The organism is Mesorhizobium sp. B2-4-3, from assembly GCF_006442815.1.
Classification (GTDB): Bacteria; Pseudomonadota; Alphaproteobacteria; order Rhizobiales; family Rhizobiaceae; genus Mesorhizobium.
In genome coordinates this window covers 87817-110324 of the sequence record NZ_VFVL01000009.1, presented here as the reverse complement: position 1 = coordinate 110324, position 22508 = coordinate 87817, and the positions used below count along the sequence as shown (strand labels likewise).

General features: G+C 62.4%; 24 protein-coding genes. 15 read left to right on the top strand and 9 right to left on the bottom strand.

Going from position 1 to position 22508, the window contains the following annotated elements; all coding sequences use genetic code 11:
• Window positions 1-14 precede the first annotated feature (14 nt).
• Window positions 15-302: a DUF2218 domain-containing protein gene (locus FJ956_RS12025; protein ID WP_140677290.1), complete on the bottom strand. Its 288-nt coding sequence runs from the start codon at window positions 300-302 to the stop codon at window positions 15-17.
• A 121-nt stretch (window positions 303-423) separates the two neighbouring features.
• A complete protein-coding gene (gloA, locus tag FJ956_RS12020; protein WP_140677293.1) occupies window positions 424-864 on the bottom strand; it encodes a lactoylglutathione lyase in 441 nt (146 codons plus the stop codon).
• Window positions 865-1124: 260 nt separating this feature from the next.
• On the opposite strand from gloA, the gene FJ956_RS12015 reads away from it, so the two are divergent.
• From FJ956_RS12015 to FJ956_RS12000, 4 genes are all read left to right on the top strand, one after another.
• Window positions 1125-1718 carry a cold-shock protein gene (locus tag FJ956_RS12015; RefSeq protein ID WP_140677522.1) on the top strand — a complete coding sequence of 198 codons (594 nt, stop codon included), beginning with the start codon at window positions 1125-1127 and terminating at the stop codon, window positions 1716-1718.
• A 113-nt stretch (window positions 1719-1831) separates the two neighbouring features.
• The gene (locus FJ956_RS12010; protein WP_140677295.1) at window positions 1832-2326 is read left to right on the top strand and encodes a DUF192 domain-containing protein; all 495 of its coding nucleotides are present in this window, start codon (window positions 1832-1834) and stop codon (window positions 2324-2326) included.
• 15 nt (window positions 2327-2341) lie between these two features.
• Window positions 2342-3109: an alpha/beta hydrolase gene (locus tag FJ956_RS12005; protein WP_140677296.1), complete on the top strand. Its 768-nt coding sequence runs from the start codon at window positions 2342-2344 to the stop codon at window positions 3107-3109.
• 24 nt (window positions 3110-3133) lie between these two features.
• A complete protein-coding gene (locus FJ956_RS12000) occupies window positions 3134-3634 on the top strand; it encodes a GNAT family N-acetyltransferase (RefSeq protein WP_140677304.1) in 501 nt (166 codons plus the stop codon).
• A gap of 384 nt (window positions 3635-4018) precedes the next feature.
• Here the strand turns inward: FJ956_RS12000 and FJ956_RS11995 are convergent, their stop codons facing one another.
• Window positions 4019-4627, bottom strand: a complete 609-nt coding sequence (locus FJ956_RS11995) for a hypothetical protein (RefSeq protein ID WP_140677314.1) — start codon at window positions 4625-4627, stop codon at window positions 4019-4021.
• Between the two features lie 121 nt (window positions 4628-4748).
• On the opposite strand from FJ956_RS11995, the gene cysE reads away from it, so the two are divergent.
• Window positions 4749-5597 (top strand): serine O-acetyltransferase, encoded by an 849-nt coding sequence (cysE, locus tag FJ956_RS11990; RefSeq protein ID WP_140677321.1) that lies wholly within the window; start codon window positions 4749-4751, stop codon window positions 5595-5597.
• A gap of 150 nt (window positions 5598-5747) precedes the next feature.
• Window positions 5748-5951, top strand: coding sequence for a DUF3126 family protein (locus tag FJ956_RS11985; RefSeq protein WP_027166457.1), 204 nt, complete (start codon window positions 5748-5750; stop codon window positions 5949-5951).
• A 69-nt stretch (window positions 5952-6020) separates the two neighbouring features.
• On the opposite strand, the gene FJ956_RS11980 is transcribed toward FJ956_RS11985, so the two are convergent.
• Window positions 6021-6602, bottom strand: a complete 582-nt coding sequence (locus FJ956_RS11980; RefSeq protein WP_140677329.1) for a hypothetical protein — start codon at window positions 6600-6602, stop codon at window positions 6021-6023.
• 438 nt (window positions 6603-7040) lie between these two features.
• Between FJ956_RS11980 and clpP the strand changes: the two genes are divergently transcribed.
• From clpP to hupB, 4 genes are all read left to right on the top strand, one after another.
• Window positions 7041-7676 (top strand): ATP-dependent Clp endopeptidase proteolytic subunit ClpP, encoded by a 636-nt coding sequence (clpP, locus tag FJ956_RS11975; RefSeq protein WP_140646123.1) that lies wholly within the window; start codon window positions 7041-7043, stop codon window positions 7674-7676.
• Window positions 7677-7967: 291 nt separating this feature from the next.
• Window positions 7968-9242 (top strand): ATP-dependent Clp protease ATP-binding subunit ClpX, encoded by a 1275-nt coding sequence (gene clpX, locus FJ956_RS11970; protein WP_140677331.1) that lies wholly within the window; start codon window positions 7968-7970, stop codon window positions 9240-9242.
• A gap of 275 nt (window positions 9243-9517) precedes the next feature.
• A complete protein-coding gene (gene lon, locus FJ956_RS11965) occupies window positions 9518-11929 on the top strand; it encodes an endopeptidase La (RefSeq protein WP_140677524.1) in 2412 nt (803 codons plus the stop codon).
• Between the two features lie 195 nt (window positions 11930-12124).
• Window positions 12125-12397 carry a DNA-binding protein HupB gene (hupB, locus tag FJ956_RS11960; protein WP_027166452.1) on the top strand — a complete coding sequence of 91 codons (273 nt, stop codon included), beginning with the start codon at window positions 12125-12127 and terminating at the stop codon, window positions 12395-12397.
• Between the two features lie 132 nt (window positions 12398-12529).
• Here hupB and FJ956_RS11950 read toward each other — a convergent pair whose 3' ends face one another.
• Window positions 12530-13552 carry an aldo/keto reductase gene (locus FJ956_RS11950; protein WP_140677526.1) on the bottom strand — a complete coding sequence of 341 codons (1023 nt, stop codon included), beginning with the start codon at window positions 13550-13552 and terminating at the stop codon, window positions 12530-12532.
• Window positions 13553-13736: 184 nt separating this feature from the next.
• Between FJ956_RS11950 and hxlB the strand changes: the two genes are divergently transcribed.
• Window positions 13737-14303: a 6-phospho-3-hexuloisomerase gene (gene hxlB, locus FJ956_RS11945; RefSeq protein ID WP_140677337.1), complete on the top strand. Its 567-nt coding sequence runs from the start codon at window positions 13737-13739 to the stop codon at window positions 14301-14303.
• 3 nt (window positions 14304-14306) lie between these two features.
• The gene (locus FJ956_RS11940; protein ID WP_140677341.1) at window positions 14307-15050 is read left to right on the top strand and encodes a creatininase family protein; all 744 of its coding nucleotides are present in this window, start codon (window positions 14307-14309) and stop codon (window positions 15048-15050) included.
• Window positions 15051-15095: 45 nt separating this feature from the next.
• On the opposite strand, the gene FJ956_RS11935 is transcribed toward FJ956_RS11940, so the two are convergent.
• From FJ956_RS11935 to FJ956_RS11925, 3 genes are all read right to left on the bottom strand, one after another.
• The gene (locus tag FJ956_RS11935; RefSeq protein WP_140677343.1) at window positions 15096-16013 is read right to left on the bottom strand and encodes a carbohydrate ABC transporter permease; all 918 of its coding nucleotides are present in this window, start codon (window positions 16011-16013) and stop codon (window positions 15096-15098) included.
• 9 nt (window positions 16014-16022) lie between these two features.
• Window positions 16023-17138, bottom strand: coding sequence for a sugar ABC transporter permease (locus FJ956_RS11930; RefSeq protein ID WP_140677344.1), 1116 nt, complete (start codon window positions 17136-17138; stop codon window positions 16023-16025).
• Window positions 17139-17334: 196 nt separating this feature from the next.
• Window positions 17335-18999: a sugar ABC transporter substrate-binding protein gene (locus tag FJ956_RS11925; protein WP_140677345.1), complete on the bottom strand. Its 1665-nt coding sequence runs from the start codon at window positions 18997-18999 to the stop codon at window positions 17335-17337.
• 282 nt (window positions 19000-19281) lie between these two features.
• Between FJ956_RS11925 and ugpC the strand changes: the two genes are divergently transcribed.
• From ugpC to rbsK, 3 genes are all read left to right on the top strand, one after another.
• Entirely contained in the window at window positions 19282-20340 is a 1059-nt protein-coding gene (ugpC, locus tag FJ956_RS11920) for a sn-glycerol-3-phosphate ABC transporter ATP-binding protein UgpC (protein ID WP_140677346.1), read from the top strand.
• An 84-nt stretch (window positions 20341-20424) separates the two neighbouring features.
• The gene (locus tag FJ956_RS11915) at window positions 20425-20877 is read left to right on the top strand and encodes an RbsD/FucU family protein (protein ID WP_140677348.1); all 453 of its coding nucleotides are present in this window, start codon (window positions 20425-20427) and stop codon (window positions 20875-20877) included.
• Window positions 20878-20881: 4 nt separating this feature from the next.
• Entirely contained in the window at window positions 20882-21826 is a 945-nt protein-coding gene (gene rbsK, locus FJ956_RS11910) for a ribokinase (protein WP_140677351.1), read from the top strand.
• A 229-nt stretch (window positions 21827-22055) separates the two neighbouring features.
• Here rbsK and FJ956_RS11905 read toward each other — a convergent pair whose 3' ends face one another.
• Complete coding sequence (locus FJ956_RS11905) at window positions 22056-22259, bottom strand: hypothetical protein (RefSeq protein ID WP_140677354.1); 204 nt, start codon at window positions 22257-22259, stop codon at window positions 22056-22058.
• Window positions 22260-22508 lie beyond the last annotated feature (249 nt).

Genomic DNA, 22508 nt, shown 5'->3' with positions numbered 1-22508 from the left:
GGAACTGCTCCGCCTCAGGCGGCCTTCTGCCAGTCGAAGCTCAATTCCTCGCGAAAGGCGAAGCGCTTGATATGGTCGGCGACCACGCTCTCCAGCCGCTCCAGCGACGCTTGGTCGTCGGCGGCCAGGGCGATGTGCAGCGCATGATCGTCGGCGTCCATCACGGTGCGGCCGATCGACAGCTGGATGGCGCCGTGCTGCGGGTCGAACTCGACCGGGAATTTATGCGACCAGTGCTTGCAGAGCTGCTGCAGGTAGCGGCTGGCATGTTCGGTGGCGACATCGGCGCGGCTGATCGGCATGAAATTCTCCTGGCGGATGAAGAAACGCCAGCCTGGATGAGGCTGGCGCCAATTCCCGATAGATAGGCAAGGCCCGGCGAAACGCCAGCGACCCGGTCAAATCGGCGTGGGAGCGCCGGCTTTACCAGACGCCTGTGTTCGCCATCGAGGCCCACGGTTCGGCCTTTGCCTTGGCCGGGCCTTTCTGCAGAAGCTCGATCGAGATGCCGTCCGGCGAGCGGATAAAGGCCATGTTGCCGTCGCGCGGCGGACGATTGATGGTCACGCCGTTGTCCATCAGCTTCTGGCAGGTGGCGTAGATGTCGTCGACCTCATAGGCGAGGTGGCCGAAATTGCGGCCGCCCTTATAGTCTTCCGGGTCCCAATTGTAGGTCAGCTCGACCAGCGGCGCCTTTTCGTTGATGCCGCTTTGCTCGTCTTCCGACGCGGCGAGGAAGATAAGCGTGTAGCGGCCCTGCTCGTTCTCGTAGCGGCGCACCTCCTTGAGGCCGAGCTTGTTGCAGTAGAAATCGAGCGACTGGTCGATATCGGCGACGCGGACCATTGTGTGCAGGTAACGCATGGCGGCTTCCTCAAAGTGTTGGGGTTGCGGGGCACCATAGGGGCCGTCCGGGGAAAGGGCAATCGTCCGACAATAGTGGCGGCGCGATCGATTTCAGACCTTGCGATTTCGGATTCCGGAAGCGCCGGCAAACGACATTTCAGCCTTTCCGGTGCTGAACGGTGAAAAAAGGCACGTCAGCCCTTGCACACCCCGGAAGTCGCAGTGTTAATCTCTTGGCAAGAATCAGTTGCGGTTCAGTTGAAAAGGGGGGCATTCTTATGGGGGAAAAAGCCTCTTTTACGAGGCGGGACGGAAGCCTTGACGACGCCTTGCAGCGGGACAGTGGCGGCGACCCCGCCGAGCTTGTCGAAATCGCCGGCGCTATCAAATGGTTCGACGTGGCGAAGGGCTACGGCTTCATTCTTCCGGACGACGGCGTCTCGGGCGATATTCTCCTCCATGTGACTTGTCTTCGAAGGGACGGCTTCCAGACGGCGCTCGAGGGCGCGCGGGTCGTCTGCCTGGTCAAACAGGGCGAGCGGGGCTTGCAGGCTTTCCGCGTCCTTTCCATGGATGCCTCGACGGCTGTCCACCCGGCAGAGCAGGAACAGCGCACCCACGTTACCGTCAACCCGGAGAGCGGCCTCGAGCGGGCCTTGGTCAAGTGGTTCAATCGCACCAAGGGTTTCGGCTTCCTGACCAGGGGCGAGGAGACAGAAGATATCTTCGTCCACATGGAGACGCTGCGGCGCTACGGCATAACCGAGCTCCGGCCCGGGCAGGTCGTGCTCGTCCGCTTCGGCCGCGGCGACAAAGGCCTTATGGCCGCCGAAATCCACCCCGATATGGGCACCTTGTCGGTTTCGCACTGAGGGCTTCTCGACGCACTCGAAAAGTCCCTTTGCCGCGGCGCGACCATCTTGTCCGAAAACCGGTTCCACTTGTCCGGATCATGGTTTAGGACGAGCGTCTGGACGAGGTACCCATGGCTCATCGCAATTGGCTGACCGCGGGCATATTCTGCGCCGCGATCGTTTTCGCCGCCTGTTTCATCGCTGCGAAGCCAAGTTCGGCGGATGCGATGCTGCTGCCGATCGACAGGACACCGCTTGTGGTGGCGACCGGTTCGGGCGAGCGTTCCTTCTCCATCGAGATCGCCGATACCTCCGTCGAACGCGAGGCGGGGCTGATGTTTCGCCGGACCATGGCAGACGATCACGGCATGTTGTTCGTCTTCGAAAGAACGGATGAGGTGGACTTCTGGATGAAGAACACTCCAATGGCGCTCGACCTCATCTTTATCGGCCAGGACGGCAGGATCAAAGCCATCAAGCGCGGCGAGCCCGAATCCGAAGCGATCATCTCGCCGGGACAACCCGTGCGCTTCGTGCTTGAACTCAAGGCCGGCACAGCCGCCCGGGATGGCATCAAGGAAGGCGATCTATTGCGCCACCCGGCTATCGGCACTGGCGCCAACTGAAAAGCAAATCTGCCGATGCAGTTCTTTTCCCATGACGGTTTCGAACTCGCCTATCTCGATCGCCAGCCGGCCTCGGGGCAGGGCGACCCGGTGCTGATGATCCACGGCTTTGCCTCCAGCCACTACGTCAACTGGGTCTCGCCGGGCTGGTTCAAGACGCTGAACGACGCCGGCTACCGGGCGATCGCCTTCGATCATCGCGGCCATGGCTCGTCGTCGAAGAGCTATGACGAGGCCGATTACACGCCGGCCAAGATGGCGTCCGATGCGGCCGCGCTGCTTAATAATCTCGGTATCGAGCGCGCGCATGTCATGGGTTATTCGATGGGCGCGCGAGTCTCGGCTTTCCTGGCGCTCTCCGATCCGGAGAAGGTCGCGACGCTGGTGTTCGGCGGTTTGGGCATCGGCATGGTCGACGGCGTCGGCGACTGGGATCCGATCGCCGCTGCGCTGCTGGCGGAGGACCCCTCGCAGACCACGCATCCGCGCGGCCGCTCGTTCCGCGCCTTCGCCGACCAGACGCGCAGCGACCGGCGCGCGCTCGCGGCCTGCATCGCCAAGTCGCGCGAGTTGCTCAGCGAGGACGACATGGCGCGCATCGCCCAGCCGACCCTGATCGCGGTCGGCACGAAGGACGACATCGGCGGCTCGCCCGACGAGCTTGCGGCGCTGATGCCCAATGCCAGGGCGTTTCACATCGAGGGCCGCGACCACATGCTCGCCGTCGGCGACAAGAGCTTCAAGCAGCGCGTGCTCGAGTTCTACGCCGAAAACCCGCTTTAAGCGCGCGGCGCTCCTCGGCTCACAATGGTCGATCTGCTCGTCACCTATATGGAGATGCAGGCGCCGCCTCAGGGCGCTCCGCTTGCGTCACCTTCGCCCGGCGCCATCGTGGCGCGTGAGAGGCTCGGTCTTTCAAGCTATCTCGATCTCTACCGCGCGGTCGGCGGGCCGGTGCAATGGGACCAGCGTCTGCGCCTGCCGGAAGCGGAACTCGAAACGCTGCTCGCCGATGACGCCACGCACATCCATGTGCTGCGTGTCGCTGGCGAGGCCGCCGGCTTCTGCGAATTCAACAATGTCGGCGAAGCGGCTATCGAGCTCGCTCATTTCGGACTGGCCCCGGCTTTTCAAGGAAAGCGATTGGGGCCGTTCCTGCTCGACCAGGCGTTGCGTGCGGCGTGGTCGCACGGGCCGCAAAGGCTTTGGCTTCACACCGATACCTATGATCATCCGGCTGCCCAGTCGGTTTACGGGCGCGCGGGGTTCAGAGCCTACGTCGAGAGAATCGAGACCTTTCCGGATTAGTGGCACAGCAATGGGATTTTGACCGGTAGGCTCTGTTTGCGTTGGCAGGTGGCACGCGTTGGAGATTGGCCGAAACGCCCATCGCGATCGTCATTCTAGGGCGGAGCAGGAGCGAAGCTCCGTCGCGAAGACCCTAGAATCCATGCCGTCACCTTCGCCAAGGCGTGCAACGGAGCAAAATTCTGCACTGTGGCGGCGCTTCCAAGTCACGGCATGGATTCTATGGTCTGCGCCGCGTCGCTTCGCTCCTTGCTCCGCCATAGAATGACGACGTTGGGGGGGCGGCTTCAACCAATCCCCGGCGTTTGCGCCGATTTCACGCAAATGATGGAAAATCTTGCACCAAGACAAACGGCAACAGCAAAGCCCAGCGGGAGTATGGGCCTATCCGCGCTGGTCTTGCAGGGCTTGCAGGGAACGGCCGAGATTTTCCCTCGCCTGCGCCTCGAACCGATCCCGGAACTCCGTCGTATAGAAGATATGCTGGCGGGCCAAGAAGCTCTTGAGGACGGCGGCTCGGCCGGCGCGCCACATCGGCTCCTCCACCCAGCCATATTCCAGCCGGACCGCCTTCTCATAGGCATCGAAGACCGCGGATCCGGCGCCTAGGATCGCCAGATCCATGTCGAGCAAAAGCGCCGCATCGTTGAGCGCGTCCTCGTCGCGGAACGGCGGCAACTGGTGGGTGGCGGTGGCGTTGATCATGGCAGCGATGCGAGCGAGGCGATGGGGGTTGGCGCGCCCGGCGAGCCTTTTCTCGGCCAGTTCGGCGCTTTTTGCCTCATTATCCTTGGCGCGGCTGTCATAGATGGCGTCGTGGAACCAGATCGCCGCTTCGACGGCCTCCGGGTCATCAAGAAGGTGCCGGTATTCGCTTGCCAGCGCCAGCATCGCTTCGATGTGAGCCAAGCCGTGATAGTGGCGATCCGCAGCCTGGTAGAGCGCTGCAAGCTCGCTTTTCAGCGCTTCGTCGATCAAGGGTTCGCTTTCCATCGTCGCTTGAATCTGCGTGAACCATGTCCATTTGACAAAGCACTAAGGAAAATTGAGTTCAACCGTGCTATGATCTAGCCTATATGTGCCGCCGCAGAATGAGTAAGGCCGGAGAGCGTCGATGAACAGCATTACGATTGCCCGTCCCAGCATGGTGCAGCCGGTCGATCCGATCTGGCGGTCGATCCGCGACGAGGCGATGGAGGCGGTGAACCGCGATCCGCTGCTCGCGGCGTTCCTCTATTCGACCATCCTCAACCAGGAGAGCCTGGAAGAAGCGGTGATCCACCGGCTTGCCGAACGGCTGGCGCATCAGGACATCGGTTCCGATCTCATCCGCCAGACCTTCAAGGCGATGCTGGACGACGATCCGGAGTGGAGCACGACGGTTCGCGTCGACATCCAAGCCTATTACGACCGCGATCCGGCCTGCGACCGCTTCATCATGCCGGTTCTCTATTTCAAGGGTTTTCACGCGATCCAGACGCACCGGCTGGCGCATTGGCTGTGGAACCAGGGTCGCAGGGACTTCGCGCTCTACCTTCAAAGCCGTTCGTCCTCGGTGTTCCAGACCGATATCAATCCGGCCGCCCGTATCGGCAAGGGCATCTTCCTCGACCACGCCACCGGCCTGGTCGTCGGCCAGACGGCCGTCATCGAGGACGATGTGTCGATCCTGCACGGGGTGACGCTGGGCGGCACCGGCAAGGCCAATGGCGACCGTCATCCGAAGATCCGCCGCGGCGTGCTGATCGGCGCAGGCGCCAAGATCCTCGGCAATATCGAGGTCGGTCATTGCTCCAAGATCGCCGCCGGCTCGGTGGTGCTGTCGCCCGTGCCGCACAACAAGACGGTCGCTGGCGTGCCAGCGCGGGTCGTGGGGGAAACCGGCTGCGACCAGCCTTCGCGGCAGATGGACCAGCTCCTGCCGTCGCAGAGCATGGACCACGTGGTCAGCTTCGACATTTGAGACTGTCAGCCCGCCTGGCGACCGGAATCCGGCTACGGTTTTCAGGTGCCGGTTGTCACGTGTTATCCTGCCGGCTTGCCTTTACATCGCCATCGTCGGCGTGTCAGAAGCGCGTTCCCATGAATTAAGCCGACATTTCGGAGAAGTCTTTTGAAGCCTGACGAAATCAGAAAGCTGGACGCCTATTTCAAGCGCGTCTTCCAGAACCCCAAGCTGCAGGTCAAGGCGCGTCCGCGCAAGGAAGACTCGGCCGAAGTCTATGTCGGCGACGAATTCCTCGGCATCGTCTTCAAGGACGAGGACGACGGCGACTACAATTTCTCGATGGCGATACTCGACATCGACCTGGCCTAAGCCAGCAACGGCTCTGGCCGGGGCGCGGCAACGCTGCCCGGCCGACTGCAACCCGCCGGCGAGTATCGCCTAATCCTGGCAATGCTGGGGAACCCGCCGCCAACGGGTCGAGCCTTCCCGCACCATCACCCGGCGCGCCACCGTCCCGTACGAAGGCTGGATTTCCCGGATGCGGACTTGTTGCGGCCGCACCAACACTTCGTGGGCAACCGCTTCATATTCCGCCGGCTGAACGACGCGCCGGACGCGCTCCGGCTGGATCACGACCGTTTCGGCGACGCGCGCATAGCGGGCCTTGCGCCACACCTTGCACAGCACCTTGCGGCCGTGGATGATGCGCCACTCCCAGGCATAACCGCCATCGTCGACCTTGACCGTGTGGTAGACTGTGCGTGTCACCGCAGGCACCGTCTCGTAGGTGACGCGCGCCGGCGCGATCTGGTCCACGCTTTGGTAGGTGCCGTAGGTCGGCGCGTCGTAATCGACCACCTGTCCGCCGGGGCTCACCATCACATCCTCGTAAACGGTGTTGTAGAGCGCCGGCCTGTGGATCGCCTCATAGCATTCGAGCGCGCGGCCGCCGGCTGCGGTTTCACAGGCGCTGGCAAGCATCGCGACTGCCGCCAGCGATGCGGAGCTTTTGCGGATCATGACATTCCCCCGTTGAAAAAGGACGCCTTCACAACGCAGGACTGTAGCGGAAGCTCCGGGGGCGGACAGCGATTTCAAGGCTTTTCGTTAAGCGGTGCGGTTAAGGAATTGCTACCTAAAGCGCGTCGCGCTGAGGCGACGCGCTTTAAGTCTTTGTTTTGCTGCATGTCGTTATCCCAGAACCGCTGCACACTTCTGGGCGACATGCATTAGCGAATGGATTTGGTCGCCAGGCTGGACCGGGCCCACCTCACGGGGGCAAGCCGCCCGTGCTTTGCGGGCTTGCCGCGCTTTACTTGACTTAACCAGGTGGCTAGGAGAGGCGGCCTTGCGCTAGGGTGAGCCGGCATCCTATTTAGGTCGTAACCGATCCAGAACGATTCCGCGCGATTGCTGGTATATCGAGGCGCCGGAATCCATCTCCAACAAGGGTAGTCCATGAAGAACCCCGTTGAAACCTACATGAACCTCGTTCCGATGGTGGTCGAGCAGACCAATCGCGGCGAGCGTGCCTACGACATTTTCTCGCGCCTCTTGAAGGAACGCATCATCTTCATCACCGGTCCGGTCGAGGACGGGATGGCAACGCTGGTTTGTGCACAGCTTTTGTTCCTCGAGGCGGAAAACCCCAAGAAGGAAATAAACCTCTATATCAACTCGCCGGGCGGCGTCGTCACCTCGGGCATGGCGATCTACGACACCATGCAGTTCATCAAGCCGGCGGTGTCGACGCTCTGCATCGGCCAGGCCGCCTCGATGGGTTCGCTGCTTCTGACCGCCGGCCACAAGGACATGCGTTTTGCCACGCCGAACGCCCGGATCATGGTCCATCAGCCGTCCGGCGGCTTCCAGGGCCAGGCTTCGGACATCGAACGTCATGCGCAGGACATCATCAAGCTGAAGCGCCGCTTGAACGAGGTCTATGTCAAGCATACCGGCAAGAGCTATGACGAGATCGAGAAGACGCTCGACCGCGACCATTTCATGACCGCGGACGAGGCCAAGGACTTCGGTCTGATCGACAAGGTCATTTCCAGCCGCGAAGCCGTCGAGACAGCCACGGCTTCCGCCTGACCCTCGACGGCGAATGGCAGCATAACGCGGTTTTGGCGCGTCTTGCGGCATTTCGGCCACATTTGGCTGTTCCCTCAGGCGTTGGGATTGCCTACGTTAAGGCTATGTTGATTTTCGACGGCTTAGCTTTGCGTGGGGTTGCTGCGAATCATTGCCGCGTTTTCTGATTTGTGTTTCGTAAGGAATGCGCTGTGTGAGCCGGGACACTGGCGGTGGCGGATTCCCGCGATAGATTGGTGAGACGTCACTCAAAGCCAGACCACCGGCGGGCGTCGGTGAAAGGACAGAAAAATGAGCAAGGTCAGCAACGGCGGCGGTGATTCAAAGAACACGCTTTACTGCTCGTTTTGCGGCAAGAGCCAGCACGAGGTCCGCAAGCTGATCGCCGGGCCGACGGTCTTCATCTGCGACGAGTGCGTCGAACTGTGCATGGACATCATCCGCGAGGAGAACAAGACCTCGATGGTGAAGTCGCGCGAAGGCGTGCCGACACCGCAGGAAATCCTCAAGGTCCTCGACGACTACGTCATCGGCCAGCCCTACGCCAAGCGCGTGCTGTCGGTGGCGGTCCACAACCACTACAAGCGCCTGGCGCATGCCGGCAAGAGCAACGACGTCGAGCTGGCCAAGTCGAACATCCTGCTGATCGGCCCGACCGGCTGCGGCAAGACGCTGTTGGCGCAGACGCTTGCCCGCATCATCGACGTGCCGTTCACCATGGCCGACGCCACGACGCTGACCGAGGCCGGCTACGTCGGCGAGGACGTCGAGAACATCATCCTGAAGCTGTTGCAGTCGGCCGACTACAATGTCGAGCGGGCGCAGCGCGGCATCGTCTATATTGACGAAATCGACAAGATCTCGCGCAAGTCGGACAATCCCTCGATCACCCGCGACGTGTCGGGCGAGGGCGTGCAGCAGGCTCTCTTGAAGATCATGGAAGGCACGGTGGCTTCCGTGCCGCCGCAGGGCGGCCGCAAGCATCCGCAGCAGGAATTCCTGCAGGTCGATACCGCCAACATCCTGTTCATCTGCGGCGGCGCCTTCGCGGGTCTCGACAAGATCATCTCGGACCGCGGCCGCAAGACCTCGATCGGCTTCGGCGCGACCGTTGCCTCGCCCGAGGATCGGCGCACCGGCGACCTGTTCCGCCAGGTCGAGCCGGAAGACCTGCTGAAATTCGGCCTGATCCCGGAATTCGTCGGCCGTCTGCCTGTCCTGGCGACGCTGGAAGACCTCGACGAGCCGGCGCTGATCCAGATCCTGACCGAGCCGAAGAACGCGCTGGTCAAGCAGTATCAGCGGCTGTTCGAGATGGAGAATGTCGACCTGACCTTCCACGAGAACGCCCTGTCGGCGATCGCCAAGCGCGCCATCGAGCGCAAGACCGGTGCCCGCGGCCTGCGCTCCATCATGGAAGCGATCCTGCTCGACACCATGTTCGAGCTTCCGGCGCTGGAAGGCGTGCGCGAAGTGGTGATCTCGGAAGAAGTGGTGACCGGCAGCGCCCGGCCGCTCTACATCTATTCCGAGCAGAAGGAAAAGAAGGGCAATGTCAGCGCCTGAAATGGCGTTTGACCCCATAATTTTCATGGAACGGCGCCCGCGTGGCGCCGTTTTGCTGTGAAAGGCGGGAAGGCATGCGATGGAACGGGTCGAGCGACCGTGTTAACCCTTGATCTTTGCCCCGGCTACATCCACCTAACAGCAGAAGGCCGAGGCGCCGAATTCTGTGCTGTAAAACTCCCGTCACAAACGGTGGTAGGCGGAACGACGCTCGGTCGTTAATATGAGATTCGCGGTTGGCTAAAATAAGGGGCCGCGACATGAAAGGTTGGACAATGGCCAAGATATCCAAGGCTTCCGGCGACGGCGTTTTCGCGGTCCTCCCACTGCGCGATATCGTCGTGTTCCCGCATATGATCGTTCCGCTCTTCGTGGGCCGTGAAAAGTCGATCAAGGCGCTGGAAGAGGTGATGGGTCAGGAAAAGCAGATCCTGCTCGCCACCCAGATGAATGCAGCCGACGACGATCCTGAGCCCGATGCGATTTTCGACATCGGCACGCTCGCCAATGTGCTGCAGCTCCTGAAGCTGCCCGACGGCACCGTGAAGGTTCTGGTCGAGGGCGCCTCGCGCGCCAAGATCGTCTCGTTCACCGACCGCGCCGATTTCCATGAGGCCCGCGCTACCGCGCTCGTCGAACCGGAAGAGGAAGAAGTCGAGATCGAGGCGCTTGCCCGCTCGGTCGTCACCGACTTCGAGAATTACGTCAAGCTGAACAAGAAGATCTCGCCCGAAGTGGTGGGTGCCGCTAGCCAGATCGACGACTATTCCAAGCTCGCCGATACGGTCGCCTCGCATCTCGCCATCAAGATCCCCGAGAAGCAGGAGATGCTCGCCACGCTTTCCGTCAAAGAGCGTCTGGAGAAGGCGATGGGCTTCATGGAAGCCGAGATCTCAGTGCTCCAGGTGGAAAAGCGCATCCGTTCGCGCGTCAAGCGCCAGATGGAGAAGACGCAGCGCGAGTACTACCTCAACGAGCAGATGAAGGCGATCCAGAAGGAGCTCGGCGAGGGCGAAGACGGTCGTGACGAGGCCGCCGAGATCGAGGCGCGCATCAAGAAGACCAAGCTCTCCAAGGAGGCCCGCGAGAAGGCGGAAGCCGAATTGAAGAAGCTGCGCTCGATGTCGCCGATGTCGGCTGAATCGACGGTGGTGCGCAACTATCTCGACTGGCTGCTGTCGATCCCGTGGGGCAAGAACTCCAAGGTCAAGCAGGACCTGGCTTTCGCCCAGAACGTCCTCGACACCGATCATTTCGGCCTCGACAAGGTCAAGGAGCGCATCGTCGAGTATCTGGCCGTGCAGAGCCGGCAGAAGAAGCTGAAGGGGCCGATCCTGTGCCTCGTCGGACCGCCCGGTGTCGGCAAGACCTCGCTCGGCAAGTCGATCGCCAAGGCCACCGGCCGCGAGTTCATCCGCATGGCGCTCGGCGGCGTGCGTGACGAGGCCGAGATCCGCGGTCACCGGCGGACCTATATCGGCTCGATGCCCGGCAAGGTCATCCAGTCGATGAAGAAAGCCAAGAAGTCCAACCCGCTCTTCCTGCTCGACGAGATCGACAAGATGGGCCAGGACTTCCGCGGCGATCCGTCTTCGGCCCTGCTCGAGGTGCTCGATCCCGAGCAGAACTCGACGTTCATGGATCATTACCTCGAGGTCGAATACGACCTGTCGAGCGTGATGTTCGTGACGACGGCGAACACGCTGAACATCCCTGCGCCCCTGATGGACCGCATGGAGATCATCCGTATCGCCGGCTACACCGAGGACGAGAAGATCGAGATCGCCAAGCGTCACCTGATGCCCAAGGTGATCCGCGACCATGCCCTGCAGCCGAACGAATTCTCGGTCGGCGAGGACGCGATCCGCGGCATCATCCAGACCTACACGCGGGAAGCCGGCGTGCGCAGCCTGGAGCGCGAGCTGATGAAGCTCGGGCGCAAGGCGGTGACCGAGATCCTGCGGACGAAGAAGAAGACGGTGAAGATCACGGCGGACAACCTCGCCGATTATCTCGGCGTGCCGCGCTTCCGCTTCGGCCAGGTCGAGGCCGACGATCAGGTCGGCGTGGTCACGGGTCTTGCCTGGACGGAAGTCGGCGGCGAGCTGCTGACGGTCGAAGGCGTCATGATGCCCGGCAAGGGCCGCATGACGGTGACCGGCAATTTGCGCGACGTGATGAAGGAATCGATCTCGGCGGCGGCGTCCTACGTCCGCTCGCGCGCCATCGATTTCGGCATCGAGCCGCCGCTGTTCGACAAGCGCGACATCCACGTGCACTTGCCGGAGGGCGCCACGCCGAAGGATGGCCCGTCCGCAGGCGCGGCGATGGCCACGGCCATCGTGTCGGTGCTGACGGGTATCCCGGTCCGAGCCGATGTGGCGATGACCGGCGAGATCACGCTGCGCGGCCGCATTCTGCCGATTGGCGGCCTGAAGGAGAAGCTGCTCGCGGCGTTGCGCGGCGGCATCAAGAAGGTCCTGATCCCGGAAGAGAACGTCAAGGATCTGGCGGAGATTCCGGACAATGTGAAGAACGGCATGGAGATCGTCCCGGTCTCGCGGGTCGGCGAGGTGCTCGCGCACGCGCTGACCAGGATGCCGGAGCCGATCGAGTGGGTCGAGCCGGTCAATGCGCCGGCTCCGGTCGACAGCGGCGACGATGCCGGAAAGTCGCTTGCTCATTAGTATTTGCTAACATTGCAGCGCACAAAGAGAGAGCCGGGCCTTGAGCCCGGCTTTTTCATGTGAAAAAGCCACGAAAAAATGGAGAAAAGCCCGGAATTCCGCGGTTTTTGGCTTGGGTTCCGGAGCGCTTCTTTCTAAAGTCCGTTTCCTGCCGGATGAGTCGTAAGTTCCGGTTTTCTCATGGAAGGGATTTTTATGAACAAGAACGAACTGGTGTCCGCCGTCGCCGACTCCGCAAGCATTTCGAAGGCTGATGCGCAGTCCGCCGTCGATGCGGTGTTCTCCGTGATCACTGGCGAACTGAAGAAGGGCGGCGATGTCCGGCTTGTCGGCTTCGGAAATTTCACCGTGTCAAAACGCGCTGCTTCGACCGGCCGCAACCCGCAGACCGGCGCGGAAGTGAAGATTCCGGCGCGCACCGTGCCGAAGTTTTCGGCCGGCAAGGGCCTCAAGGACGCGGTCAACTAAGACCTTTTCTTTTAAGAGCAGAAAAGCCGGGCTTGCCCGGCTTTTCTTTTTTGCGGCTGTTCGCAGCTTTAAGGCTTTGTTTTCATGCATGTCGTTATCGCAAAACCGCTGCACACTTTTGCGCGACATGCATCAGACCGTCGGCGCGTCGGCGCGCATCAGGCCTTCCTGTTTCAAATCCGCCCACAGCGCCGCAGGTGTTTTGGTGTCGAGCAGCGCCCGGTTGCTTTCGACCTCGGCCGGCCGCTGACCGCCAGGGATCACCGACATCACCGAAGGATGCTGCAGCGGGAACTGCAGCGCCGCTTCGATCAGGCGCACGTCGTGGCGCTTGCAGACGGCTTCGATACGCGCCACGCGATCCAGGATCTCCTTCGGCGCCTCGCTGTAATTGTAGAAGGCTCCGGGCTTCGGTCCGGTCGCAAGCACACCGGAATTGTAGGGGCCGCCCAGCACGATGCCGATGCCGCGCTTCTGGCAAAGCGGCAGGAAACTGGCAAGCGCGTCCTGCTCGAGCAGCGTGTAGCGGCCGGCGAGCAGGAACAGGTCGAAGTCGCCGCGTTCGGCGAGGGTTTGGGCGACCTGCCACTCGTTGATGCCGCCGCCGAAGGCCTTGATGACGCCTTGGTCGCGCAGCGAAAGCAGCCCGTAATAGCCGGATGACATGAACTCCTCGATGCGGGCGTCGGAGGCTTCCTTGCTGCCATGGGTGAAGATGTCGACGTCGTGGACGAGGAGGATGTCGATGCGGTCGACGCCCAGACGCTCCAGCGAGGCCTCGAAGGAACGCATGACGCCGTCATAGCTGTAGTCGTAGACTTCCCGGCGCGACGGCGTGTCGAAGAACTTGCCGATGCCGGTGCGCTGGTCCGGCGCGGAGACGCGCATGATGCGGCCGACCTTGCTCGACAACACATAGTCGTCGCGCTTCCTGCCGCGCAGGAAGGGGTTGAGGCGGGTTTCAGACAGGCCGAGGCCGTAGAGTGGCGCCGTATCATAGTAGCGGCAGCCGGTCGCCCATGCCGCTTGCAAGGTGGCATTGGCGTCCTCGTCGGAGATGGCGCGGTAGAGATTGCCGAGCGGCGCGGTGCCGAAGCCGAGCTCTGTGAAGGTGATGCCGCCATTGCCGATGCGGTCGAAATGCCGTGTCTTCATGTTGACGATGTCCCGGAGCGATTTGTCTGACATGACACTATCACGCTCGTGGCCCAGCAAAAGTGCCGAGGCTCGTTGGACAGCGATTTTCGCGGTGGTAGCATGAACAAAAACAAGCCTTTCGCGGCAGCGCACCGCAAATCCATCGAGGCAAGCGACACCTCGGCAGGCAAGGTGAGCCGTCATGACCAAAGCCGGATCAGGGATGTTCGCGACCGCGCTGGACGAGCTTGGCGCGGTGTTGGCGCGCACGGATGAAGATCGGATCGACGCCGCCTGCGCAATGCTTGCCGACGCCGGCAGGATCGCCGTCCATGGCTGTGGCCGCGAGGCGCTGCAGGTGAAGGGCTTCGCCATGCGGCTCTACCATCTCGGCCTGCCGGTCTCGGTCGTCGGCGACATGACCACGCCGCCGCTGGGGCAGGGCGATGTCTTCCTGGCGAGTTCAGGGCCGGGCGAGACCACCACGGTGCTGACGTTGATGCGGGTTGCCCGCGCGGCTGGCGCAAAGGTGCTGGTCTTGACCGCAGAACCGGAAGGCAGCGCCGCGAAGCTTGCCGACTTCACGCTGCTCATCCCAGCGCAGACGATGGCCAGCGACCAGGGCACGGCCCGAACCTCGGTGCTGCCGATGGGCTCGCTGTTCGAAGGCGCGCTGTTCCTCTTGTTCGAAATCATGGTGCTGAAGCTCAAGGCGCTGACCGGGGCGACGCCGGAAGCGATGCGCGCAAGGCACACCAATATGGAGTAGGGGATGCGCTACGAGCTGATGCTGCCGCACCAGATCCGCAAGGCGATCGAGGAGAACTGGCCGGTCGTTTTGCCGCTCGGCGTGCTCGAATACCATGGCGAGCACATGGCGGTCGGCATGGACACGCTGGCGGTGATCAAGACGGTGGAATTGATCGAGAAGGAGAGGGACATCGTCATTTTGCCGCCCTTCCATTACGGCGCGGCAAGCTATGCGGTGGCTCCGCCGGAAGGCAGCGGCTCGGTGCAGGTCGGCGGTCCGGCGCTTTCGCCTTTCGCGGAGGAATTGTTCTACGGCCTGCTGCGCATCGGCTTCCGCAACATCCACGCCATCATCCATCATCAGACCGAGAATTTCGCAGCCGGCATGCCAACCGACCTCGCCTTCAAGACCGCCGGCCGGCAGGCGATCTTTCACTTCCTCGAAAAGGAGCGCGGCGAGGGCTGGTGGGGCTCGAACGCCATGGCCGACTACTATGCCGGCCACGCCCAGGGCGAGAATGTCTTCAACTGGGTGCAGGTGCATCCGCTGATGCCGGCCGCGATGAACGGCAAATACCCATTCGATCATGCCGGCGTCGGCGAGACCTCGCTGATGCTGGCGCTATGCCCGGAGGCGGTGGACGAGAAGCATTTCGCCGGCAACACCGGCTGGTACACGAAAAGCGCGTCGGAAGCTTCGGCCGGTCTAGGCAAGATTGGCGTCGCGATGATTCTCGACCATTTGCGGTCGATCCTGGTGCGATAGGCGCGGTTCTTCCTTCTCCCACAAGGGGAGAAGGAAGAGGTCCAGCTACTTCACCGAGCCGGCCGTCATGCCCATGATCAGATAGCGCTCGAGCGCGATGCCGATGACGGCCAGCGGCGCGATCGCTGCCGTCGCGAGGGCTGCCATCGACCACCAGTTGATGCCTTGCGAGCCGGTCTGGCTCGCCACCATGACGGGGATGGTCTTGGCATCGGTCGAGGTCAGGAGGGCGGCGAAGAAATACTCGTTCCAGCACAGCACCATCGCCAGGATGAAAGCGGCGACCATGCCGGGCAGCGCGATCGGCATGACGATGCGGAAGAAGGCGCCCCAGATCGACAGTCCGTCGACCAAAGCGGCCTCCTCCAATTCGACGGGAATAGAGTTGAACTGGTCGCGCATGATCCAGATGACGATCGGCAGCACCATCAGCGTGTAGAGGAGCACAAGCCCGATGCGCGTGTCGAGGAGGGCCACTTCGCGGTAGAGCACCAGGAAGGGGAGCGCCAGCACCACCGGCGGCAGGATCAACTGCGACAGGAAGAAGAAGGAGATGTCCTCGTTCTTGAACCAGGCGAACTTATAGCGGTAGCGGACAAGGCCGTAAGCGGCGAGGCTGCCGATGATGATGGCGAGGCCCGATGCGCCGACAGAGGTGATGACGGAATTCATGAACCGTTTCAGGAATTCGTCGCGCACGGTCGAGGTCTGGAAGATCGAATCCGGCGACAGGCCGAGCGAGCGCCAGCCTTTCCAGTCAGGCGTGAAGTCGACGAAGGGAACGAGATGGCCTTGCGTGACGTCGACCGCCGATTTGAACGAGGTGGTGATCGTCCAGTAGATCGGGAACAGGCAGACGAAAGCCCAGAAGATAAGCGCGCCGTAGATGAAGAGGCGGCTGGCGACGAAGGCCGCCGGCGAGCGGATTTCGGAAACGGTGTAGTCGGTGGTCTGGACGCTCATGACGGCCGCTCAGTTGACGTTGCGCACGAAGCGACTGGCGAATTTCAGGAGCCAGGTCACGAAGACGATGATGATGACGAGATAGGCCATGGCCAGCATGGTGCCGTAGCCGACATTCGAGCGGTCGCGATATTCGCGATAGATGAAGCTCGACACGGAATCGGTGGCACCGCCAGGGCCGCCGGAGGTCAGGGTGATGATGATGTCGGCAAGCTTCAGCTTGAAGATGATGCGCAGGATCACCGCCGTCACCGACACAGGCAGCATCAACGGAAAGGTGACCTGCCAGAAGGTCTGCCATGCGGTCGCGCCGTCGACGCGGGCGGCTTCCAGCACCTCGCGCGACATCGCCTGCAGGCCGGCAAGCAGCATGATCATCATGAACGGGATGAAGGTCCAGGCGTCGAGCATCATGATCGAGATGCGGGCGGTGATCGGATCGGAGAAGAAGGCGGGATTGTCCCAGCCGAGATGACGCGCCAGGGTTGCCGCCGGTCCGAACCGGTACTCCATCAGCGACTTGCCGACCATCCAGGACACCGCGACCGGCGACAGCATCAGCGGCAAAAGGAAGACGACGCGGAAGAATTTGCGCGCGCGGATCTGCGCGTTGAGCAGCAGCGCCAGGCCGAAGGCGATGACATATTCGACCAGCACCGCAAGCACATAGAGCACCATGTTGAACAGCGCGTTGCGGTAATAAGGGTCGGCCAGCATCTGCCAGAAATTGTCGAGGCCGTTGAAACGGCGTCCTGAGAACGAGCTGAGGTTCCAGTCGGTCAGCGCGATGTAGAAACCGAACAGTGTCGGGAAGATCACCATGGCGATGGTGAAGAGCAGCGCCGGCAAAAGGAATAGCGCGCGCTGCCCGTCCTCGCCGCGCGTCAGCACCTGCCAGGCGCCGAGCGCCGCGCCCCACAAGATGTAAGCGTAGATCACCGGGCGCCAGGTGTCGAAACCGACCGTGGACATTTCGGTCTTGTAGAGGATTTGCACGACGATGATCGCCAGCAAGCCAAGCGTCGCGAGGGCCAGCAGGCCCCAGCCGAGGCGCCTGCGGCCTGCCGGGATCAGGTCTGCCGGATGTGCCGGCCACGCATTCGCGGTCGAAGTCTGCTCAGCCACGCCTCTCGCCTTCTAGAGCGCTTCACCGTTTCACGGAAACGGCGAACTGCTCTATCTCTTTGTTTTTACGCAATTCCGGACGGAAAACCGCTCACACTTTTTCCTGAAATTGCTCTAACGCTTCAAACCGGCCGAGCCGGTAACGATGCGGCCCGGTGACGATGTGCCACCGGGCCGCGACGTCTCATAGGCCAGCCTACATGCCGAGCGAGGCTTTGTAGAGCTTGACCTGGTTTTCGCGTCCGATCTGGTCGGTCAGCTTTTCCCAGGCCGCGGCGATGGCGTCGGCGCCTTCCTGCGCCTTCATCTTGCCGGCGAAGGTGTTGGCAAGGATGTCCTCGGCGGCGGAGTAGTACTGGAAGATGCCGGGGATGCGCGGCTCGATCGCCGCGTTCGGGTGGTTGTAGCTATCGCCTTCCGACTTGAGGTAGGAGGTGATGAAGGCCTCGTCATAGCCGGCGGCCACCCATTCCGGAATGTTGAAATGGGAGTTGCGGTAGGGCTGGAAGCCCGACGGATACATCGCCGTCCAGATCGACAGGTCCTTGCCGCCGAGATGGGCGGCGGCCGACCATGCGGCCTTCTTCTTCTTTTCGTCCTTGTCAACGCGGGCCATGACATAGACGCCCCAGCCGAGATAGGCGCAGTTCGGCGCATAGTTCGGCCCGCTGGCGAGCTTGTCCCACTGGCCGGTCTTGGAGTTATAGACGTCGTCGGAGCCCGGCAGGATCGAGAAGCCGGTGACGTCGCCGATGACCGAGGAGTCATTGGTCTTCACGTTCGAGCCGACGTCGCCCCACCAGGGGATCATCGAGCCGGTGCCGGCCAGGAACTGCTGGAAGGCAGTGGTGTTCGGATCGGCATTGATCTGGTCGGCGGGCTCGGACGGCAGGGCGTCGATGACGTCCTGGATGGCGCGCACCCAGGCCGGATTGTTGATGCGCGGCTTCATGGTGTCGGCATCGAACAGCCAGGCCTTGTCGTCGGGATGCTTGGCGTAGGCCGTGGCGCGGCTGCCGAGGAAGTAGAAGCCGAAACCGCCCCAGGGCTTGGGCGCGTCGAGATAGCCATAGACGTCCTGGCCCTTGAACTGCTTGCCCTTGAGGAACTTGGTGACGGCCTGCACTTCCTGCCAGGTCTTCGGCACGCCCCATTCGGTCGTGGCGCCGCTTTCCTTCCAGGCCTTGGCGAGATCGGCATCGGCGAAGACGTCGGTGCGGTAGTTGAAATTGTGCGTGTCGCCGTCGATCGTCACGCGATACTGCTTGCCGTCCCAGGTGCCGACCGGCGGCTTCAGGTAGTTGACGAGGTCGTCGAAGTCGATCTGCTTCTTGACCCAGTCGGGCATCTCGGAGGTGAGGCCCTTGCCGCAGACATCGCCTTCGAAGGGCGCGCCCATCTCGATGATGTCGAAGTCGACGGTGCCGGTGGCGATCGACTGCTGCAGGCGGGCGTTGTAGTCGGCCTGGGCGAGGTCGATCCAACTGATCTTGGCGCCCGTATAGGCCTCCCACGGCTTAAGGAAGCCACGGAACAGCACGTTGTGCAGGTTCTGGTTATTGAGGCCCATGAAGGTGAGCTCGACACCGGCGAACTCGCCTTCCTTGACATTGGCCTTGGTCGCTTCGAGGCAGAGCTCGCCGACCTTCTGGAAGTCGGCATCGGTCGGCTGGCCTTTGCCGACGCCCGGAATCTGCAGGATCTTCTTGCGCAGGTCGTCATCGGCAGCGGCCGGCTTCGTCAGCGCGCCGAGCCCGGCGCCGGAGGCGGCGGCGATCGCGGCCATCGAGGCAGCGCCCTTCAGCAGATCGCGACGGTTCGCTCCGGCGCGCATCAGTTTTTCATACAGATCGACTCTCATCTACAGGTTCCTCCCAGAACAACAGCGCTTGAATTGAAGTGCCAATCTCTCGGACGTCGAAACGTCTCCCGGTTCTCCTCGATCATACGGGGACGTGGGACCCCACCCTGCGTCGCCGGAGCTCCGATTTCAGGGTAACAGACCTGCTCTCGGATTGGCACTCGCCACTATTCGCGTAATCGATTACCTTGTCAACAAGATTGGCTTTTTATCTATAAGATACCGACTTGCCGTTGCCGCTGGCAATGGCTAGCTTCACCGCAAAAGATAAAAGGGGAGACGATGGCTCAAGTCGCGATCAGCAGTGTGGCCAAGGCGTTCGGAACCGTCAAGGTCCTGCATGAGGTCAGCGTCGATATCGCCGACGGACAGTTCGTCGTGCTGGTCGGTCCGTCAGGATGCGGCAAGTCGACGCTTTTGAGGATGGTGGCCGGGCTGGAGACCGTTTCCGGCGGCACGATCTCGATCGGCGACCGGGTCGTCAACAACCTGCCGCCAGCGAAGCGCGACATCGCCATGGTGTTCCAGAACTACGCGCTCTATCCGCACAAGACGGTGGAGCAGAACATGGCCTTCGCGCTGAAGCTGCGCGGCACCGATCCGGCCGTCGTCGCCGAACGGGTGAAGCGCGCCGCCGACATCCTCGACCTTGCTCCGTACCTCAAGCGCTACCCGCGCCAGCTTTCCGGCGGCCAGCGCCAGCGCGTCGCGATGGGCCGCGCCATCGTGCGCAATCCGCAGGTGTTCCTGTTCGACGAGCCGCTTTCCAACCTCGACGCCAAGCTGCGCGTGCAGATGCGCACCGAAATCAAGGAGCTGCACCAGCGGCTGAAGACGACCACCATCTACGTCACCCATGACCAGATCGAGGCCATGACCATGGCCGACAAGATCGTCGTGATGCGCGACGGCCGCATCGAGCAGGTTGGTGCGCCGCTCGAACTGTTCGACCGGCCGGCAAATCTTTTCGTTGCTGGTTTCATCGGCTCGCCCTCGATGAACCTGCTGAAGGGCACCGTGAAAAAGGCTGAGAAGCCGGTCGTCGAGATCGCCGGCACGGCGTTCCCGATGCCGTCGGGAGTTGCCGCCGAGGATGGCCAGGCCGTCGTCTACGGCGTGCGGCCGGAGCATCTGGAGATCCATCCGGACGGTGTCGCATCCACCGTCTCGGTGGTTGAGCCGACAGGCTCCGAGACCTTGGCCTTCGTGCGCTTCGGCGAGGGCGAGATGGTGGCGCTGTTTCGCGAGCGCCACGACTTCAAGCCTGGCGACACGCTCAAGCTCAAGCCGCGTCTCGACCAGGTCCACCTCTTCGACGCCGAGACCGGCAAGCGTCTTTAGAGTTTTACGCAATTCCGGACGGAAAACCGCTCACACTTTTCCTGGAATTGCTCCAGACCGCACACAACCCTTCAAGAGGAAACCATGCTCAAAGGGATCAATCCGCTGCTCAATGCCGATGTGCTCCAGGCGCTGCGGGCGATGGGCCATGGCGACGACCTGATCATCGCCGACACCAATTTTCCGTCCGATTCGGTGGCGCGGCAAACCGTGCTCGGCAAGCTGTTGCGCATCGATGCGACGGCGGCCGAAGTGGTGAAGGCGGTGCTGTCGGTCTTGCCGCTGGATACTTTCGTCAACGATGCGGCCGCGCGCATGGAGATCGTCGGCAAGCCGAACGAGATCCCGCCGGTGCAGAAGGAGGTCCAGAAGGAGATCGACGCGGCCGAGGGCAAGCCCTGGCCGATGATCTCGATCGAGCGTTACGCCTTCTACGAGCGCTCCAAGAAAGCCTATTGCGTGATCCAGACCGGCGAACGCCGCTTCTATGGCTGCTTTGCTTTCCGCAAGGGCGTCGTGCCGCCGGATGCGGAGTAAGGACATGGCCACCGGCAAGCCTGTCGTCATGAAGCCTGTTGTGATCCTGGGTGTGTTCGTCGCCGACACCGCCTATCGCGCCGACCGCCAGCCGCGCCTGGGCGAGACGATCCTCGGCAATTCCTTCAAGCTCGGCCCGGGCGGCAAGGGCTCGAACCAGGCCGTGGCCGCCGGCAAGCTCGGCGCCGACATCACCTTCCTGACCAGGCTCGGCGTCGATGCCTTCGCCGACATGGCCAAGCAGACGTGGAAGGACGCAGGCGTGAAAAGCGCCGTCATCGACACGCCGGACAGCTATACGGGCGCTGCCTACATCTTCGTCGAGGAAGGCAGCGGCAACAACGCCATCATCGTCAGCCCGGGCGCCGCAATGCTGATCTCGCCCGCCGACATCGAAGCGCATGCCGAGCTCATCCGGTCCGCCGGCGTCTTCGTCACCCAACTCGAACAGCCGATCGACGCTGCATTGAAGGCGCTGGAGATCGCGCGGGGGGCAGGGGTGACGACCATCCTCAACCCGGCGCCGGCCGCCAGCCTGCCCGACCGCATCTACGCGCTCTGCGACTATGTCACGCCCAACGAGACCGAAGCCGAAGGGCTGACCGGCATCAAGGTTTCGTCGATCGACGACGCCCGTCGCGCCGCCGACGCTCTGCTGGCCAAGGGTGTCGGCGCCGTCATCGTGACGCTCGGCGAGAAGGGCGCGTTGCTGCACACCAACGACCGATCCGAGCATGTGGGCGCGGTCAATGCCGGCCCGGTGGTCGAGACCACGGGGGCGGGTGACGCGTTCAATGGCGGCCTGGCCGCGGCCCTGGCAAAAGGCGTCGAGCCGCTGGAGGCCATGCGCTTTGCCTGCGCGGTCGCCGGCATCTCGGTGACCCGCCCGGGCACCGCGCCGTCCATGCCGGCATTGCGGGAGGTCGAAGCGCTGCTCGCCAGGGCCTGAGACCTCCCGCCGTCCATTTTTCGCGGCTTTGTTAGAGGCCGCTTATTCCGGAACGCTCCTGAGGCGAGCGCGTTCATCGTCCTGTCGGCGGCGCCGATTTGGAACGGTAGGATGAAAAAGCCTTACGAAAAGCCCACGCTGGTGAAGCGTCAGAAGCTCATCGAACGGACGGCCCAGATCATCGCGTCCGGGGTTGTCCTGGGCGAATGATTTCCAAGGATAGATAGCGCTACAGAATCCTGCTGGTCAGCTCCAGCATCGTCGTTGCGCCTTGCTCGCTGCCGGGCATATGCACGACGCGCAGCACACGCAGGTCCCTGCTCGATCCTTCGATCGGCACCGACACGCTTTCGCCGACCCGCGGTAATTCCTGGAAGGCGAGCTCGTCGACATCCCTCTCGTTGTCGATGGAAATCCGACATCTCACAGCCATCTTATCTCTCCCGTTTTTCGCCCGTGGGCTGAACGGGACAAGATTGGAATGGTTCCGAGAAAGACCTCAGCTGGCGAACCTGCCGCGATATTCGCGCGGCGAAGGCCCTTCAGCGCCTTGAATTGACATCCGAAATTGGCCAGCGATCGATAGCCGACCAGCTCGGCGATGTGGGCGATCGGCTTGCTCCGCGAGGAGGGCGCAGGCCTCGCCGATGCGCTGCCGTGTCAGCATGCCGATGCGGCAAAG